Origin of the sequence: Algibacter lectus (assembly GCF_900112395.1) — a bacterium.
In the GTDB taxonomy this organism is placed as follows: Bacteria; Bacteroidota; Bacteroidia; order Flavobacteriales; family Flavobacteriaceae; genus Algibacter; species Algibacter lectus.
This window is the reverse complement of the sequence record NZ_FOLN01000006.1, coordinates 49,690-66,840: the sequence shown is the minus strand read 5'-3', so window position 1 is coordinate 66,840 and position 17,151 is coordinate 49,690. Positions and strand designations below refer to the sequence as shown.

General features: G+C 33.3%; 11 protein-coding genes. 10 read left to right on the top strand and 1 reads right to left on the bottom strand.

The features are described from left to right. Window positions 1–19 precede the first annotated feature (19 nt). The 3 genes from BM246_RS11625 (at window position 20) to BM246_RS11615 (ending at window position 2,689) form a co-directional block, all read left to right on the top strand. Entirely contained in the window at window positions 20–712 is a 693-nt protein-coding gene (locus tag BM246_RS11625) for a hypothetical protein (RefSeq protein WP_042503039.1), read from the top strand. A gap of 72 nt (window positions 713–784) precedes the next feature. After that, a complete protein-coding gene (locus BM246_RS11620; RefSeq protein ID WP_042497359.1) occupies window positions 785–1,744 on the top strand; it encodes a DUF3078 domain-containing protein in 960 nt (319 codons plus the stop codon). 234 nt (window positions 1,745–1,978) lie between these two features. Next, a complete protein-coding gene (locus BM246_RS11615) occupies window positions 1,979–2,689 on the top strand; it encodes a hypothetical protein (RefSeq protein ID WP_042503036.1) in 711 nt (236 codons plus the stop codon). An 856-nt stretch (window positions 2,690–3,545) separates the two neighbouring features. Here the strand turns inward: BM246_RS11615 and BM246_RS11605 are convergent. After that, window positions 3,546–4,208 (bottom strand): ATP-binding cassette domain-containing protein, encoded by a 663-nt coding sequence (locus BM246_RS11605; protein ID WP_074938062.1) that lies wholly within the window; start codon window positions 4,206–4,208, stop codon window positions 3,546–3,548. A 403-nt stretch (window positions 4,209–4,611) separates the two neighbouring features. On the opposite strand from BM246_RS11605, the gene prfA reads away from it, so the two are divergent. From prfA to BM246_RS11565, 7 genes are all read left to right on the top strand, one after another. Beyond that, on the top strand, window positions 4,612–5,688 hold the full coding sequence (gene prfA / locus BM246_RS11595; protein WP_042503030.1) for a peptide chain release factor 1: 1,077 nt from the start codon (window positions 4,612–4,614) through the stop codon (window positions 5,686–5,688). Between the two features lie 100 nt (window positions 5,689–5,788). Further along, window positions 5,789–6,601 carry an orotidine-5'-phosphate decarboxylase gene (gene pyrF / locus BM246_RS11590; protein ID WP_074938060.1) on the top strand — a complete coding sequence of 271 codons (813 nt, stop codon included), beginning with the start codon at window positions 5,789–5,791 and terminating at the stop codon, window positions 6,599–6,601. A gap of 301 nt (window positions 6,602–6,902) precedes the next feature. Then, window positions 6,903–9,401, top strand: coding sequence for a glycoside hydrolase family 95 protein (locus tag BM246_RS11585; RefSeq protein ID WP_074938058.1), 2,499 nt, complete (start codon window positions 6,903–6,905; stop codon window positions 9,399–9,401). Window positions 9,402–9,548: 147 nt separating this feature from the next. Beyond that, complete coding sequence (locus BM246_RS11580; RefSeq protein ID WP_231961855.1) at window positions 9,549–11,213, top strand: hypothetical protein; 1,665 nt, start codon at window positions 9,549–9,551, stop codon at window positions 11,211–11,213. A 17-nt stretch (window positions 11,214–11,230) separates the two neighbouring features. After that, window positions 11,231–12,793 (top strand): sulfatase-like hydrolase/transferase, encoded by a 1,563-nt coding sequence (locus BM246_RS11575; protein WP_231961854.1) that lies wholly within the window; start codon window positions 11,231–11,233, stop codon window positions 12,791–12,793. A gap of 29 nt (window positions 12,794–12,822) precedes the next feature. Then, complete coding sequence (locus BM246_RS11570) at window positions 12,823–14,457, top strand: glycoside hydrolase family 172 protein (RefSeq protein WP_074938056.1); 1,635 nt, start codon at window positions 12,823–12,825, stop codon at window positions 14,455–14,457. Window positions 14,458–14,520: 63 nt separating this feature from the next. After that, a complete protein-coding gene (locus tag BM246_RS11565; RefSeq protein WP_074938054.1) occupies window positions 14,521–17,151 on the top strand; it encodes a glycoside hydrolase family 31 protein in 2,631 nt (876 codons plus the stop codon).

The window sequence follows — 17,151 nt, the reverse complement described above, 5'->3', positions numbered from 1 at the left end:
AGTATTTAATATTTTTTCCATGGAATCGAGAAAAGTTATTTTCTGTGTTACAGCTTTGCTCGTTTTGGCAAACTTGTTATCGGTAACTTTTTTTGATTTAGAAGGCATGCGCAACGTGCGGCTTATTAGTAGCGTTTCCTTTTTAGTCCTTTTTGTTTTTTTTAAAGGTTATAAAAACATATTTCTACTGCTTGGGCTGGTAGGCTTAGTTTGTGCAGATTTTTTTATACATTTTTTTGAAACCTTATATTACGCTCGTCTTGTTCTTATTTCTAGGGGGCTTGCAGCTATATGTGTTTGTTTAGATGTTTTACCTAAAATAATTCGTTTAAAATATAGTGTTTCTACAATTTTGGTGCTCTTTGTTGTAGCCTTATTGCATGTGTTTTTGCTGTTTAAATTATTAAGTTTAACTGAGATTGCGCTAAAAGATCCTTCATTAACAGCTGTAGCCTTGTTTAATGGAGGGCTTCAAATATTTTTAACGATACTTGCATTTATGTATAGCTATGGTTATTCAACTGTAAAAGCTAGGTATTATTTGTTTTTTGTATACGGAATTGCTATTTCTAATATTTTAACTTCGGCAGGATACTTTTTAAGTTTAGATTTTGTGTTTTACATTTCTAGACCTTTGTACGTTTTGGGGTTAGGATCTATGGTTGTTTATAGTGTGGCCGAATTTAAAATTATTAAGCCAATTGAAATATAATTCTTAAATATTCGTTAAAATGGTACAATTATTGATGCTTTGTGTAATTTTAAAAAATACCCTAATATAATCATGAAAAATTCTTTCTTAATTATTGCCTGTCTTCTTTTTCAATGTATTCATGCTCAGCCTGATTCTTTATTTTTAAAGGTTGCTAAACCAAAATATGATGGTCCGCAATGGCAGCAAAAAAATAAAGCAACTTTCGATTTAAGTGAAGTGGCTTTTGTTAATTGGAATTCGGGTGGTAGTAATTCTATTTCAGGTTTAATAGGTTTTGAAACTAGTGCTAATTATAGCGATAAGTATTTTTCATGGAGAAACGATGCGCGTATGCGTTACGGTATAAATAAGCAACAATCTAGAGAGCTTAGAAAAACAGACGATTTAATCGAAATCAATTCTAGCATGGGGTTTAAACCAGATTTAAAGTCTAACTGGTTTTATTCTGCACAATTAAATTTTAGAACACAATTAACAAATGGGTACAGTTACCCAAATACAGACAATCCTATATCTAGATTAATGGCTCCAGGTTATTTATTTTTTGGTGGAGGTATGGAATACGGTAAAAATATTGAGAAAATGTCATTTTACTTTTCACCACTAACCTTAAAAGCCACCTTTGTTTTAGATGAAGATTTGGCAAACGCAGGAGCTTTTGGTGTTACACCAGCTGTTTACGACTCTGAGGGTTTATTAATACGTGAAGGAGAACAAACACGAAGAGAGGTTGGTGTTTTAATTACTAACAGTTATGAGATGGAGTTAGTTGAAAATATAAGTGTGAAAAATCAATTAAGTATGTATTCGGATTATATTAATAACTTCGGAAATGTAGATGTTGATTGGCGTGTAGATTTTGACTTTAAAGTGAATAGTTTTATTAGAGCAACTTTAGGTTCACATTTAAGATATGATGATGACGTTAAGACCACTATAGAAACAGATGTTGAAGGTGAAACTGAAGAAGCTGGAGCAAAAGTGCAGTGGAAACAGTTTTTAGGTGTTGGTTTTGCTGTAGATTTTTAAATCGAGAACTCAGACCTTTTATTAGTAAGGTGTTTTAATTGATATTTTGTTTTCAATTTACTACAAAATTACGTGTTATTTTATGAAATTGATTTTTAAACTATTGAAAATAGAAATATTTGCATAAAATAAAATTTCAGTATTCTTAACTAGCAGATTTTAAATGATATAGTTAAATTGCGTTAATTTTCACTGTAAAAGATACAGCCTCGGCTGTAAACAAAATGCCCGGAAATGTTAACGCTCAAGAATAAAATATACTTAGTTACTTCTGTTTTCTTTATTTTATGCTGTTGTTGTCAATACTATCACAAATTAAGTGGTGTATTTACAATTAACCTTTTAGCAGACATTATTTTCTTTACTATTTTTCTGAAGTTTAAAAAAATTAAAGAGCGAACTATTCCTTTGTTTTGGCTCTTTTTTATTTTAGCGGCAACAGCTATATATTTTAATAATAATATTGCTTATGGCCCGATAACCACTTCCCTAAAGCTTATTGGGTATGTTATGCTACTTATTTATGTATATCCTAAACAGAAAAAAGTAAAGAATAACAGCATGGATATTTGTGTTTATTCACTCGTTTTTTTGATCAATGTATATGTGGTTTATAAAATAGTTGAATTAGTTGCAGATTTGGTTGAAGAACAATATATGACGGTCGTGTTTTTTGTGTATGGCATCGTTCTTATTTTACTCAGTATAAGCGCCTATAGATATCGCTTGTTACACGATTCGCGTTCTAGGTATTTCTTGTTTTTAATAGCCTTTTTAATAACAGCTGAAGTCTTCGGGATTGTTGGTTTCTTTTTAGATTATACCTTCATGTATTATCTAGAATATTTTTTCTTTCTATTTGGATTAAGTTTTGGAGTCATTGCTTTTATTGATGAAAACGTTAGTGATAGTGTACATAAATTAATAAAAACAGGCAGTATTTAGAGTTTTTTAAGTGTAGGTAGATCAGACGTCTATTCGTTTGTTTTTACCGTATATCTTTTAGATATTATCTTAAAAAGATATTTATCTGCTTACATGTATTGTATTTCTTATAATATTTTTAAATTACACGCTTAAATAGAAATCTCTTGGTTTACAGCTACTCAAAAATAAACAGTGCATGTTAAGTATTAAAAATAGGGTGTACTTAATAACCAGCATTTTTTTTGTATTGAGTTGTATTACATTATTTTTAAGTTATAGTTTAAATGTTGTATTGGTTACAGAACTAGTGCTTTTTGTATTTGTTTTGAAGTACAAAATTTATTCGGAATGGACTATAGCACTTTTTTGGTTGTGCTTTATTTTATCTGAAACTTTCCTTGTTTTTTCTGAAAACCCACTCAACACCATATGGCCAACCCTTTTTAAATTATTTGGTTATGTTATGCTTTGTCTCTGTGGTTTTTTCAAACAAAAAACATTGCGTATTAGTTATATTGAATATCTAATTTATGGATTGCTTATTTTTCTTAATACTTATGTAGTTCGAGCTGTTATCGCAATAATAGAACCTTTTATTATTTTAGAATATTTGGTTAATTTGTACTTTCTTTTAGGGTGTGCTCTAATTATAGTTGCGGCTTTTGCTATTCGGTATCGTTTAATAAAAGATTCTAGATCTAAATATTTTGCTTTATTGGTTTTGTTTTTAACTTGTGCCGAAATAACAAGCGTTATTGCTCACTATCTTCAATTAATGGCACTATGTTATTTGGAGTATTTTTTATTCTTATTTGGGTTAAGCTTTTGTGTTTTATTCTCTGTTTTAGAAAATAAAAACGATAAAGCATTTAAATTAGTTAAGGTTAGAGGCGTTTAAGTACTTCAAATCCTCTAATTCTTTTACATTTTCAATGTGTCTTGAATTACCATTTTTTATAAAGTAAAGATTATCAGCAATATCAATAATCTCTTTATATAAATGATCTGTAATTATAATAGCTTTATGCTCTTTTTCAGCTGTAATCACATTTTTTATAATTTCAATATTTAATGGAGATAGATGAGAAAAGGGTTCATCTAATAAAATCAATTTAGTGTTGCTTTTTAAAACAATGTATGTTTCAATTAAGCGGCGTTCTCCTCCCGATAATTTTCCGATTTTAATTTTCTTATAATGTCCGAACACTTCAAAATGATGTGTGAATGTTTTCCAAGATATTTTAAAAAGTTTAAAAATTCTTTTCACTTTTAAATGACTAGGAATAAAATGATGCTGTGGTAAATAGCCAACCAGTTTTGTTTTGTAAAGAGGTTTTAAAACAGGTTTATTATCAACGCGAATTAGTTTGTATTTAGGCTTTAAACTCCCAAACAATATATTTAGTAAACACGTTTTTCCGCAACCATTACTTCCTAATAATCCTGTGATGTTATTGGTTTCAGCTTTAAGATAAATACCGTTTAAAATACGTTTTTCTTTAAAGGATAATTCAATATTATCAATTTCAAAAATCATATAAATTCTTTCAAAATTAAAAGAAAAGGCAGACTTAAAATTAAATCGATAATAAATACACAACCAAAGAGTTTTAAAGTTGAAAGGCCCAAGTTTTTATAGAATGTCAATTTGCGTTTAGCGTTGGTTTCATTCATTAAATACCACAAAAAAGCAATCAGAATTAATTTTATTATAAATATAGGAATTAGACTATAGCCCATAATAGCAAAAAGTATATTTACACCAAAAGACCATAACATATATGGCCGGTAAAATATAAATAAAGCAGATAATTGTTGCATAGTATGGCCTATAACGTGAAAAAACATAAATTATTTTTAAAGTTACGTTAGTTCCATGTCATGTAGTCATTGAAAATTCATAATTTATTGTATTTTTGATTTCCAATTAAATAAGGCAGATGTTAGAGAAGTTACAAATAGTAAAACAACGTTTTGATGAGGTTAGCGATTTAATTATCCAACCAGATATCATCACCGATCAAAAGCGTTATGTAGAGCTTAATAAAGAATACAAAGATTTACGTATCCTTATGGATAAACGTGAGGAATATATAGAGTTTACTAATAATTTAGCTGAAGCTGAAGAAATAATTGCAGACGGTAGTGATGCCGAAATGGTTGATATGGCCAAAATGCAGTTGGAAGAAGCTAAAGTTGGTATCCCTAAGTTAGAAGAAGAAATAAAAGTTCTCTTAATTCCTAAAGATCCTGAAGACTCTAAAAATGCTGTAGTAGAATTACGTGCCGGAACCGGTGGTGATGAAGCGAGTATTTTTGCAGGAGATTTATTTAGAATGTACAGTAAGTATTGCGAAAGTAGAGGCTGGCGTGTAGATACTGTAGATTTTAGTGAAGGTACAAATGGCGGTTTTAAAGAGATTCAGTTCGAAGTTTCGGGTGAAGATGTTTATGGAACCTTAAAGTTTGAAGCCGGAGTACACCGTGTACAACGTGTGCCGCAAACAGAAACTCAAGGCCGTGTACACACTAGTGCAGCAACGGTTATGGTTTTTCCAGAAGCGGAAGAATTTGATGTAGAGATTAACCCAAAAGAAGTTCGAATCGACTTTTTCTGTTCATCTGGACCAGGTGGGCAATCGGTAAATACAACTTATTCTGCGGTACGTTTAACTCACATACCTACAGGGTTAGTGGCGCAATGTCAGGATCAAAAATCGCAACATAAAAATAAAGAAAAAGCCTTTAAAGTATTACGTTCTCGTCTTTACGAAATGGAATTGGCTAAAAAGAACGAAGCCGATGCTGCTAAACGTGGTAGTATGGTATCTTCGGGAGATAGATCTGCTAAAATTAGAACGTACAATTACTCGCAAGGTCGTGTAACCGATCATAGAATTGGATTAACGCTTTACGATCTATCAAATATTGTAAACGGTGATATTCAAAAAATTCTTGACGAATTAATGTTAGCTGAAAACACAGAGAAATTAAAAGCAAATACCGATATCATTTAGAATATGTACTGCTATGTTGGTGTTAAAACTAACATGAAATTTACAGTACGTCGAGTTTAATATTAAATAGTAATTTCCTTTTAAGGAATATTAAGTTAGGATGACAACAAAGCAGCTTATTGAACAAATTCAGAAGAAAAAAACTTTTTTATGTATAGGTTTAGATGTGGATTTAAACAAAATACCTCAACACCTTTTAAAAGAAGAAGATCCTATTTTTACTTTCAATAAGGCTATTATCGATGCCACACATCATTTGTGTGTTGCCTATAAACCAAACACGGCTTTCTACGAGGCTTATGGTATTAAAGGCTGGAAATCTTTAGAGAAAACTATTAAATATTTAAATGAAAAGTATCCTGAGATTTTCACTATTGCCGATGCAAAACGTGGCGATATCGGTAACACAAGTACTATGTATGCTAAAGCATTTTTTGAAGATTTAGCATTCGATTCGGTTACTGTAGCACCATATATGGGAAAAGATTCTGTGGAGCCGTTTTTAGCTTTTAAAGATAAACATACTATTATGTTGGCTTTAACCTCTAATGCTGGAGCTTTCGATTTTCAAACGAAAACGGTTGATGGAAAAGAGCTTTATAAACAGGTTTTAGAAACGTCTAAAACGTGGACAAACGCCGAGAATTTAATGTATGTTGTTGGAGCAACCAAAGCAGAATACTTTGCCGATATTAGAAAAATTATTCCAAATAGTTTTTTACTCGTTCCTGGTGTTGGCGCTCAAGGCGGAAATTTGCAAGACGTATGTAAATATGGTATGACGGACAATGTTGGCTTATTAATTAATTCTTCGAGAGGCATTATTTATGCATCTCAAAACGAAGATTTTGCAGAAGCCGCTGCTAAAAGTGCAGAAATACTTCAACAAGACATGAAAGCGATTTTAGAATAAAACGCATTTTATAATTTTATAAAAACAGCCATCTTTTATTTAAAAGGTAGCTGTTTTGTTTTTTTAGTAATTATTGAGTGTATTGATATTTAATAAACCTCACTTACAAAGTGAGGTTTTTTTATTGACTAAAAGCATTTTTAAATACATCTTATTACATGGGGCGAAGTATACAATACACGGCCAATAACACTAAATGAGTTATAGTTTATATGGATGAAACCATAGTTTATACTATAAAATCCTGTAAATATTATTTTCGTTAAAAATTACAACTAAACCATAGCTAAAAGTAAAACGGATGAAAATTATATTAAATACTTTTATTTTAATTTGTATCGGAATTGGAACTTGTGTTGCTCAAAATAATAATAAAAACAAACTTTGGTACAATGCTCCGGCTGCAGATTGGAATGAAGCTTTACCATTAGGAAATGGCCGATTAGGTGCTATGGTTTTTGGGAATCCGGTAAACGAAAATATTCAACTTAACGAAAATACACTTTGGGCTGGTGGTCCGCATAGAAATGATAATGCAGCAGCTAAAACGTCTTTGTCTGAAATACGAACATTACTTTTTGATAAAAAATATACGGAAGCGCACCGTTTGGCTGATAAAGATTTTATTTCGAAAAAATCTCATGGTATGCCTTACGAAACGGTTGGTAATTTAAGGTTGAATTTTGAAAATCATGATAATTTTTCTAATTACCACCGCGAGCTCGATATTGAAAACGCAGTTAATACAACCACTTATACTGTTGGTGATGTAAACTATAAACGTGAAATTTTCACATCGTTTACCGATCAGGTTATTGTGATAAAATTATCGGCTAGCGAAAACGGAAAGATTAGTTTTTCTGCTAGTATGGACCGACCAGAACCTGCAATGGTTTCAATATCTACTGAGGATAACAATATCTTAAAAATGACAGGGCTTAGTAGCGACCGTATTAGCAAACGTATAAAAGATGGAACACCAACAAAAGGACAGGTAGAATTTGAATCTCGTTTAAAGATTTTACAAGAAGGCGGGAAAACATCTGCGAAAGCTGAACAATTGGTAGTTTCTAGAGCGAACAGTGTAACGCTATTTATTTCAATAGCTACTAACTTTGTTAATTATCAAGATATAAGTGCAGATCCACATAAACGAGCTGCGGATTATATCGCTAAAGCGGAAAATAAAGCTTACCATCAATTACTAAAAGATCATACAGCTTTCTATCAAAAATATTTTAAAAGAGTTGAGTTAGATTTAGGTGTTACAGATTCTATAAATAACGCAACAGATGTTAGAATTAAAGAATTCAGTACAGGTAACGATCCTGCATTGGCAGCTTTATATTTTCAATTTGGACGTTATTTATTAATTTCTTCATCGCAACCAGGAGGGCAACCTGGAAATTTACAAGGCTTATGGTGTAATCAATTAACACCACCATGGAAAAGTGCTTACACGGTAAATATTAACACTCAAATGAATTATTGGCCGGCTGAGGTGACTAACTTATCCGAAATGCATGAGCCGCTTATTCAAATGGTTCGAGAACTTTCTGAAGCAGGTAAAGAAACCGCAGAAGTTATGTACGGAGCCGATGGTTGGGTAACGCACCACAATACCGATTTATGGCGTATTGCAGGGCCTGTAGATGGGGCAACTTGGGGCATGTGGCCAACAGGAGGTACATGGTTAAGTCAGCATTTATGGGAGAAATTTATGTTTAATGGCGATTTGGAGTATTTACGTTCTGTATATCCTGCAATGAAAGGTGCTTCGGAGTTTTGCTTGAGTTTTTTAACAGAAGAGCCCGATAATGGATGGTTAATTATGTTGCCAACTATTTCGCCGGAACACGGGCCAAAAGGACGTGATAAAGGCGTGAATATTGAAGCTGGTACAACCATGGATAATCAATTGGTTTACGATATTTTAACTAAAACTATTGCTGCTGCAAAATTATTAGATGTCGATTCTAATTTAATTCCAAAAATGGAGGTGGCACTTTCTAAATTACCACCAATGCAAGTTGGTAAATACAATCAGCTCCAAGAATGGATGGAAGATTTAGACGACCCGGAAGATAAACACCGTCATGTATCACATTTATACGGATTGTATCCTTCTAACCTAATTTCACCTTATAGAAATTCAGAATTATTTGAAGGTGCTAAAAACACGCTAATCCAAAGAGGTGATCCATCAACAGGATGGTCTATGAACTGGAAAATAAATTTATGGGCACGTTTATTAGATGGCAATCATGCTTATAAACTTATGGGCGATCAAATAAAGTTAGTTGGCCGTCCAGATTCACCAAAAGGTGGTGGTACTTATGCTAACATGTTAGATGCACATCCACCGTTTCAAATTGACGGAAATTTTGGTTTTACTTCCGGTTTAACCGAAATGTTAGTACAAAGCCATGACGGCGCAATTCATTTAATTCCTTCACTTCCAGATGTTTGGAAAGATGGCAGAGTGAAAGGATTACGTGCAAGAGGTGGTTTTGAAATCACAAATTTAGAATGGGAAAATGGAGAAATAGTAAAGACTGTGATAAAATCTAATTTAGGAGGAAACTTACGTATTAGAGCTTATAATAAACTGATTTTAGAAGGAGGTAAAATGCTTAAAACGGCATTAGCAACAAACTCAAATACATTTTATAGCGTACCAGAAATTAAACAACCATTAGTTTCTAAAGAAGCTAAATTAGAGGGGGTGACTTTGAAAAAATCGTACTTGTTTGATATAGAAACAAAAGTAGGTGAGGAGATTATTTTGGTTGGAAAATAAAATGTTTAGAATTAGGTGTTAAAAAGAGGTGTTGATTGTGTGAAAACAGAAGTTATTGGTCGAATTAATAATCGAAACGAACTATAAATTTCTATGTTTGAGTACCTGAGAATCATTTAAGATCTCTTTTAAATAAATTTTATATCAATGAAAAAATTAAGTTTAAAAAATTATTTCAGTTTAACATTTTTAGTGTTGGTGAGTGTTTTTAGCACGAATGTTTTGGCTCAGATTGATGTTGCTTCACCTTTAATATTAGATATGGTTCATCATAATCCTGGTGAAGCACCTTATCAATCGGCCTATAATGATCCTGCGGTTATAAAAGAAATGGGTTATAATGGTAAGGTTTATTTTCTGTTTGAATCTCCAGCATTAGCGATAAATTGGGAATCTGTAGACCCAGACATTTTACCAAAAGGTTCAGAGGAACGCGCATGGGTAGATGCTAAGGCTGCACAAATTAAAGAGATGCATGCGAAGAGTAAAGCACAAGATATGGCTATTTATGCCATGTCTGATTTGGTTTTATTTCCGAAGCGTTTAATAGAAAAATTTGGTATAGAAAACACTTTTGGAGATCCAAATAATGCCTTAACGGAAAAATTTATTCGAGCTCAAATTAACGAAATGTTCGATCAATTTCCAGATTTGGATGGTTTGGTGGTGCGTATTGGGGAAACTTATTTGCACGATGCACCCTATCATCAAGGTGCTATCGAAAATAAAAAAAGCCCCGAAAAGACTATTATTCCTTTAATGAAAATTCTTAAGGAGGAGATTTGCGAGAAACGAAACAAGCAGCTTATTTTTCGAACATGGATTGCCTTCGATAAAAATATAAAAGATTATTTGGAAGTTAGTGATGCCATTGAGCCTCACGATAATTTGGTAATTAGTATAAAACATTGTGAGGGCGATTTTCATAGATCTAACGCATTTAGTAAGGTGATTGGTCAGGGACGTCATCGTCAAATTATAGAAGTTCAGTCAGCACGTGAATATGAGGGGAAAGGTGCTTACCCTAATTACATCGCAAACGGTGTTATAGATGGTTTTGAGGAACATGCATCGATGCCTAAAGAACAAATAAATAGTATTAGCGAGTTTGTTGAAAAAAGACCCAATTTGTATGCCGGTATTTGGACGTGGTCTCGTGGCGGTGGCTGGGAAGGTCCTTATATTAAAAGTGAAATGTGGTGCGATTTAAACGCATGGGTTATGGCACAATGGGGGCAAAATACCAATAAAAGTGAGGAGTTTATTTTTAATAGATATGCTACCGAACGTTTAAAGTTGGAAGGTGAAGATGTTGCTAAATTTAGAGAACTGTGTTTGCTTTCTGCTGAAGCTGTAGTGCGAGGTAGAAATAGTACGTTTAGAGATATGAATCCTTGGTGGACAAGAGATCAGGGAATTGCTTGGCCGGGTGCTGTAAAAGGAGAAGTGGAGCGTAAGCGAAATTTAGAGCAAAAAGATGAATCTGTTGCCAAATGGAAAACGATTGTTAAGCTGGCAAAATCTATTAAATGGGATAGTGAAGCGACTAAAAATCATGCTATAGGTTCTTCGGAATATGGATTAAGACTTTATAAAATATACCGAATTATTGTTAACATGGCCGATGCTGAAAAACAAGGTGATGCCAAGGCTGTTAAAAAATGGATTAAAGCTTATGATAAAGCTTGGAGGCATTACAATAAACTTCCGCAGCAATATCCGTCGGTAGCGACACTTTATACCCAAAAATACGATCGCCACATTTCTAATAATGCTGATAAAAAAATTAACGAGTTGAGAACTAAATATTAATATTAGGAAAATAAATTATGCATAGTTTAAAACAAATTTCATCCATTGCTTTAGTGATGCTTTTGTCTTTAATGACGAGTGGTCAATCAAAAATTAATAAAGCTTCGGAAGCTAAACCTAAACCCAATATTATTTTTTTAATGACTGATGATCAACGTTGGGATAATATGGGAGTTTACGGGAAACCGGAATTTAATACGCCTAATATAGATAAATTGGCAGCCGAAGGTGTGGTGTTCGATCAGGCGTTTTATGCTGTGGCTATTTGTATGCCGAGTCGAGTAACTATGTTAACGGGAAGGTATAATTCAAATCATAGAGTAAGTTTTGTAGCTCCAGACGATTATACGTTATCGCAAAATGATTTTAGTAAAAGTTACCCCGCATTACTTAAAAATGCGGGTTATAGAACGGGTTTTATCGGTAAGGTCGGATTTACAGTAACAGATGAAGCTACACGACCAAGTATGCCAAAAGAGCAATTCTATAAAGAACATATGGGTGGTGTTTTTGATTTTTTTGCAGGAAGTGAAACACGTGATAGAAAAGGGCATGTTACCTGGCCAGAAGACGATGTAGAATTGAAAAATATTTATAAAGAAGGGCGACAAAACTCAGGAAGAACCTTAAGAACGGGAGAAGCCATGATGCGTTTTATAGACACACAGCCAGAGGATCAACCATTTTGTTTGTCGGTTAGCTTTTATGCAGTAAAGCATGATAACGATAAGGATGTATATATGCCGCATTTCGAGCAATTTAAAGAGGTAGAAATGGAAGCGCCAGACAATTGGGTAGAGGGCGATAATCCTGTTTTACCAACAGTAGTTAAAGAAAATGCAAGAGGTGTGTATTTGCATAAAAAACGCTCATCTACACCCGAAATGTATCAAAGGCTTGTACGTCGTTTTGCAACACAGGGTTATACTGTAGATGAACAAGTTGGCTTTTTGGTTGAAAAACTAAAAGAGAAGAACATGTTAGAAAATACCGTTATTATCTATACCAGTGATAACGGTCGTTTTCAAGGTTCTCACGGGCTTTTTGATAAATGCCTTTTGTATGATGAATCTGTTAAGGCTCCTCTTATTATTTATGACGGACGTATGTCGGAATCTAAACGTCAGAGACGTGAAAAGGCTTTAATTTCTTCAGTAGATATGGCGCCTACAATTGTTTCTATGGCAGGTTTACAAGTGCCAAAAAGTATGCAAGGTCGAGATATTAGTAAGGTTTTAAGTAAAACTGAAGACATGTCGCAATGGCGAGATACCGTGTTTATGGAAGATTTGTTTTTGGCCGCTATGTTTCAAGAACGCTATAAAGACAATGTAGACGAATTAAATCAAAATTTAATAGAAAATAACAAATCATATAGAAGCAGAGGCGTGCGTACAGAGCAATGGAAATATATTGTTTACTACGAACATACACCTAAAATTGAGGAACTTTATGATGTGATTAAGGATCCTTCTGAACAAAATAATTTATTTAATAATCCAGAGTATACTGCTGTTTTAGAAAAATTAAGAGCAAAAACAGAGGAGATGTATCAAGTAGCTCTCAATAAAAACAACTAAAAACCATAAACTAAACTAGACTAAAGCCCATGAAACACATTCTAAGTATTCTTTTTTTATTCACTACAGTTTTAGGATTTACTCAAAACAAGAATGAAGTGAGTATAGAATCTTTGTTAAAAGATATGGTGGATAGAGATGTTGTCGCTCGTTTTCCTTCAACTAATTTTAGATTAAAACAAGAAAGTAGTTATAATAGAGCTTCTACAATACCTCAAGATTCTATTGGTTGGTTTAATAATCATGATTTCAACAGTAAAGATGGCGATCATAATTTTATAAGAACAGAAGAAAAAAATGGTCAAAAAGAATGGGTATTAATGGATCATGTAGGGCCTGGAGCTATTGTACGCACTTGGATGCCTTTTTTGAGTGCAAATAAACCAGACACAGACATTGAGATCAAAATTTATTTAGATGGAAGTGAAGAGCCTGCATTGCAAGGTAATATGTTAGGCTTGCTTGATGGAACAGGTTTGATTCCTTTTCCATTGGCACATCAGTCATTGCGTTCAGCAGTATCTTTTTTTCCTATTCCTTATGCTAAGAGTTGTAAAATTACTACAACACAGAGGCCTTTTTTCTATCAATTTACTTATAGAGAATATGATGATTATACACCTATAAAAACCTTTACTAAAGAGGGTTTTGATAATGCAATGCCTTTAACTAAAGAGGTAGGTGAGTTATTGTTAGCTCCAAAAAATACAATGAAAGGTGAAGATGTTTCTTTTAATGCAAAATTAAAATCTAAAAAAGAAAAATCTATAAAATTACCAGAAGGACATGCAGCTGTTAGAGAGCTTAGTATAAAATTAGATGATTACAAAAATCCTGATGTAACTCGTACTGTAATTTTAAAAATTGAATTTGATGGTGAATCAACTGTTTGGTGTCCATTAGGTGATTTCTTTGGTAACGGAATAGGGTTACACCCATTTCAAGGTTGGTATAGAACGGTTAGTGAAGATGGAATAATGACATGTAGATGGGTAATGCCATATCAAAAAACAGGAAAAATATCGATTGTTAATATAGGGGAAACTACAGTAAATGTAGACTTAAAAGCAACTGTTGGTAAATGGAATTGGGATAGTGAAAGTATGTATTTTAATGCAGCTTGGAAAGGGCAATACCCTGTAGCTACTAGACCTTTTTCTGATTGGAATTATATTACACTAAAAGGAAGAGGTGTATATGTTGGCGATGCTTTAACTGTTATGAACCCTGTTGCAAAATGGTGGGGAGAAGGCGATGAAAGAATTTATGTAGATGGTGAAGATTTTCCATCCATTTTTGGAACAGGAACAGAAGATTACTATGCCTATTCTTGGGGAGGGAAAAGTAACGAGTTTTACGAGCATCCTTTTCATGCACAACCAAGAAGTTATATATTCAATAAGTTAAATAAAAAAACTAAAGATTTTAAGGGTAAAAACACCTCTGGTTATAGCACAGAAACTAGAACTCGTGCCTTAGATGTTATGCCTTTTAGTAGTTCTTTAAAATTAGACATGGAAGTTTGGAGCTGGACCGATTGTGAAATGGGATATGGCGTAGGCATGTATTGGTATGGTGATAAACAAACCACATCTAATAGAGTTCCAGATGAAAAAGAAGCATTAAACGTACCTCCATTACCAAAGAATTTTCCGAATGAATAATTTATCAGGAATGATACGGAAAATTATTCATTAAAAAAGCACCAACTAAAAACCAAAATTATAATGACAAAAAACATTTGCTTTCTAAGTATAACGCTTCTTTTTCTAGCAAGCTGTAACTCAAAATATAAATACAATATTGAGAAATCGGAACATGGCCTTACCATCCAGCAGGATAGCTTAAATATTAATGTTGAAATTATTGACGATGCCATTATTCATGTAAATAAAATACTGAATACAAGTACACCGTCAACAATTCCAGATTATGTTACGGTTTTAGAGCCTCAAAGCGTAGAATGGGAGTTGAAAGAAACGTCAGATAGAATAACAATTAGCACCAAATTGGTAAAACTATTTGTAAATAGTGATGGTGTTATTACTTTTGAAACAAAGGATGGTAAAGGTTTATTAGCCGAAACCAATGAGCGTACTTTTATTAATTCCGAAGAAGAAGGAAAGCAACATAATGTTTCACAAGGGTTTCAAGCGGGAGATGAAGGTTTGTACGGTTTAGGGCAGTTTCAAAGTGGTATCATGAATTGGAAAAATGTACCAATTCGTTTACAGCAGTATAATCAGGAAATCGCTATTCCGTTTTTGGTTTCAACTAAAGGTTATGGTATTTATTGGCATAATTATAGTCTTACCGATTTTAATAATCCTGAAAATGAGATCGTATTTGATTCTAAAGCTGAAGTTAATAATAATAGTGAGGATGCAATAGCTCCTTTTGATGGTGAAAAGGAGAATGTAGCAGCTTATGCTGCTAAAGAGGCAGCAGAAAAGAACATACGCGAAACTACATTTACACCAACAAAAACTGGAGAATATACCTTTTTAGCTTTAAGTGATAATAACGGCCGTATGCGAGGGAATATTAATGTATCCATCGATGGCGATCCTGTTATCAACTATTCAACCATATGGATGCCTAGGCGATATTCTGGTAAAAAACATTTGGAAGCAGGAAAAGCATATAAGTTAATATTCCAAAATACAGGAGCAAAAATACCTGGAAAATTATTCTATAATGAACCGGATTTTAACAAAACCGTTTTTAGTAGTACTAAAGGCAATGCCATCGATTATTATTTCGTTTATGGAGATAATCCGGGAGAAGTAATTTCAAACTATCAAGAGTTAACGGGTAAGGCGCCTATGTTTTCAAAAAAATCTTATGGTTTTTGGCAATGTAGAGAACGTTATCATAATCAAGAGGAATTGTTAGAAAATGCTCGCGAAATGAGAGATCGAAATATCCCTGTCGATAACATTGTTCAAGATTGGTTTTACTGGCCAAAAGGGACTAAAGGACCAGAGTGGGATAGAGCTAAATATCGAGATCCAGGTGCTATGGTAGATGAGCTAACCAAACTGAATTTAAATTTAATGGTTTCTGTTTGGCCAGAGGTTAAAAATAAACCTTTAGAGGAAAAGTATGGGCTTACTAAAATAGAAAGTAGTAATTATATCGATATTTATGATAAAAAAGTAAGTGAGCAATTTTATCGAGCTTTAAGTGATTCTATGTTTCATAAAGGTGTAAAATCTATTTGGTTAGATGGTACAGAACCAGAGGGAGTAAGAGATACAAAAGTAAGTACTGCCGTTGGACCTTATGAAGAAGTTCAAAACCCTTATTCTTTAGAAGTAACAAGAGCCATGTATGAAGGTCGAAGAGAAGAGTTTCCTAACGAGCGTGTTTTTAACTTAACACGATCGGCTTATGCCGGACAACAACGTTACGGAGCAACATCTTGGTCTGGCGATGTCGCTGGAACTTGGGAGCAGTTTGCGGAACAAATCCCTGCAGGGCTTAATTTTACTATGGCGGGTGTACCGTATTGGACACATGATATTGGTGGTTTCTTTAGAGATTCTAAGTCGTTAAATCCTATTTACGATAGTCAGTATACTAATCCGGAATATATAGAATTGCTAACACGTTGGTTTCAGTTTGGCGCGTTTAGTCCTATTTTTAGAATTCATGGTTATGTTTCAGAAACTGAAATTTGGAGATATAACAAAGATTTTGAAACTACAGCTCGCAAATTTATAGATACCAGATATAAATTGATGCCATATATTTATTCTGAAGCTTGGAAAGTAACAACTCAAGGTAAATTAATGATGTCGCCGCTTGTGTATCATTACCCAAATGATAAAAATACTTGGGGTATTAAAGATCAATTCTTTTTTGGAGAATCGTTAATGATTTGCAATGTTACCGAATATCAACAACGTCAAAAAGAAATTTATTTGCCAGAAGGTGTTTGGTATAATTTCTGGACAGGTAAAAAAGTAAAAGCTACCGGGAAAATTACTATTGAAACGCCTTTAGATGAAACTCCAATTTTCGTAAAAGCAGGAAGTATCTTGCCAATAGGTCCAAAAGTTCAGTTTGCTACAGAATTAACAAAAGATCCTATTGAAATTGTGGTGTATCCTGGAGCCGATGGGGAATATGTAGTCTATTTTGATGATAACGAATCGTATAATTATGAGGATAAAACCTATTCTGAAGTGGTTTTTACTTATTCCGATGCCGATAAAACATTAAAAGTAACTAAAGGTGTCGATAATTATGTTGTGTTTGAAGATTTGCCAAAAGAATTCCTAATACACACTGTAGATCAAGGTCGAGCAGAAAGAATTTATTTTCAAGGTGAAGAAACTACTATTCAGTTTTAG

What these genes read in the sequence shown, in the direction of transcription:
- BM246_RS11625 (WP_042503039.1), top strand. Translation starts at nt 20, where the DNA reads ATGGAATCGAGAAAAGTTATTTTCTGTGTTACAGCTTTGCTCGTTTTG.
- BM246_RS11620 (WP_042497359.1), top strand. Translation starts at nt 785, where the DNA reads ATGAAAAATTCTTTCTTAATTATTGCCTGTCTTCTTTTTCAATGTATT.
- BM246_RS11615 (WP_042503036.1), top strand. Translation starts at nt 1,979, where the DNA reads ATGTTAACGCTCAAGAATAAAATATACTTAGTTACTTCTGTTTTCTTT.
- BM246_RS11605 (WP_074938062.1), bottom strand. Translation starts at nt 4,208, where the DNA reads ATGATTTTTGAAATTGATAATATTGAATTATCCTTTAAAGAAAAACGT.
- prfA (WP_042503030.1), top strand. Translation starts at nt 4,612, where the DNA reads ATGTTAGAGAAGTTACAAATAGTAAAACAACGTTTTGATGAGGTTAGC.
- pyrF (WP_074938060.1), top strand. Translation starts at nt 5,789, where the DNA reads ATGACAACAAAGCAGCTTATTGAACAAATTCAGAAGAAAAAAACTTTT.
- BM246_RS11585 (WP_074938058.1), top strand. Translation starts at nt 6,903, where the DNA reads ATGAAAATTATATTAAATACTTTTATTTTAATTTGTATCGGAATTGGA.
- BM246_RS11580 (WP_231961855.1), top strand. Translation starts at nt 9,549, where the DNA reads ATGAAAAAATTAAGTTTAAAAAATTATTTCAGTTTAACATTTTTAGTG.
- BM246_RS11575 (WP_231961854.1), top strand. Translation starts at nt 11,231, where the DNA reads ATGCATAGTTTAAAACAAATTTCATCCATTGCTTTAGTGATGCTTTTG.
- BM246_RS11570 (WP_074938056.1), top strand. Translation starts at nt 12,823, where the DNA reads ATGAAACACATTCTAAGTATTCTTTTTTTATTCACTACAGTTTTAGGA.
- BM246_RS11565 (WP_074938054.1), top strand. Translation starts at nt 14,521, where the DNA reads ATGACAAAAAACATTTGCTTTCTAAGTATAACGCTTCTTTTTCTAGCA.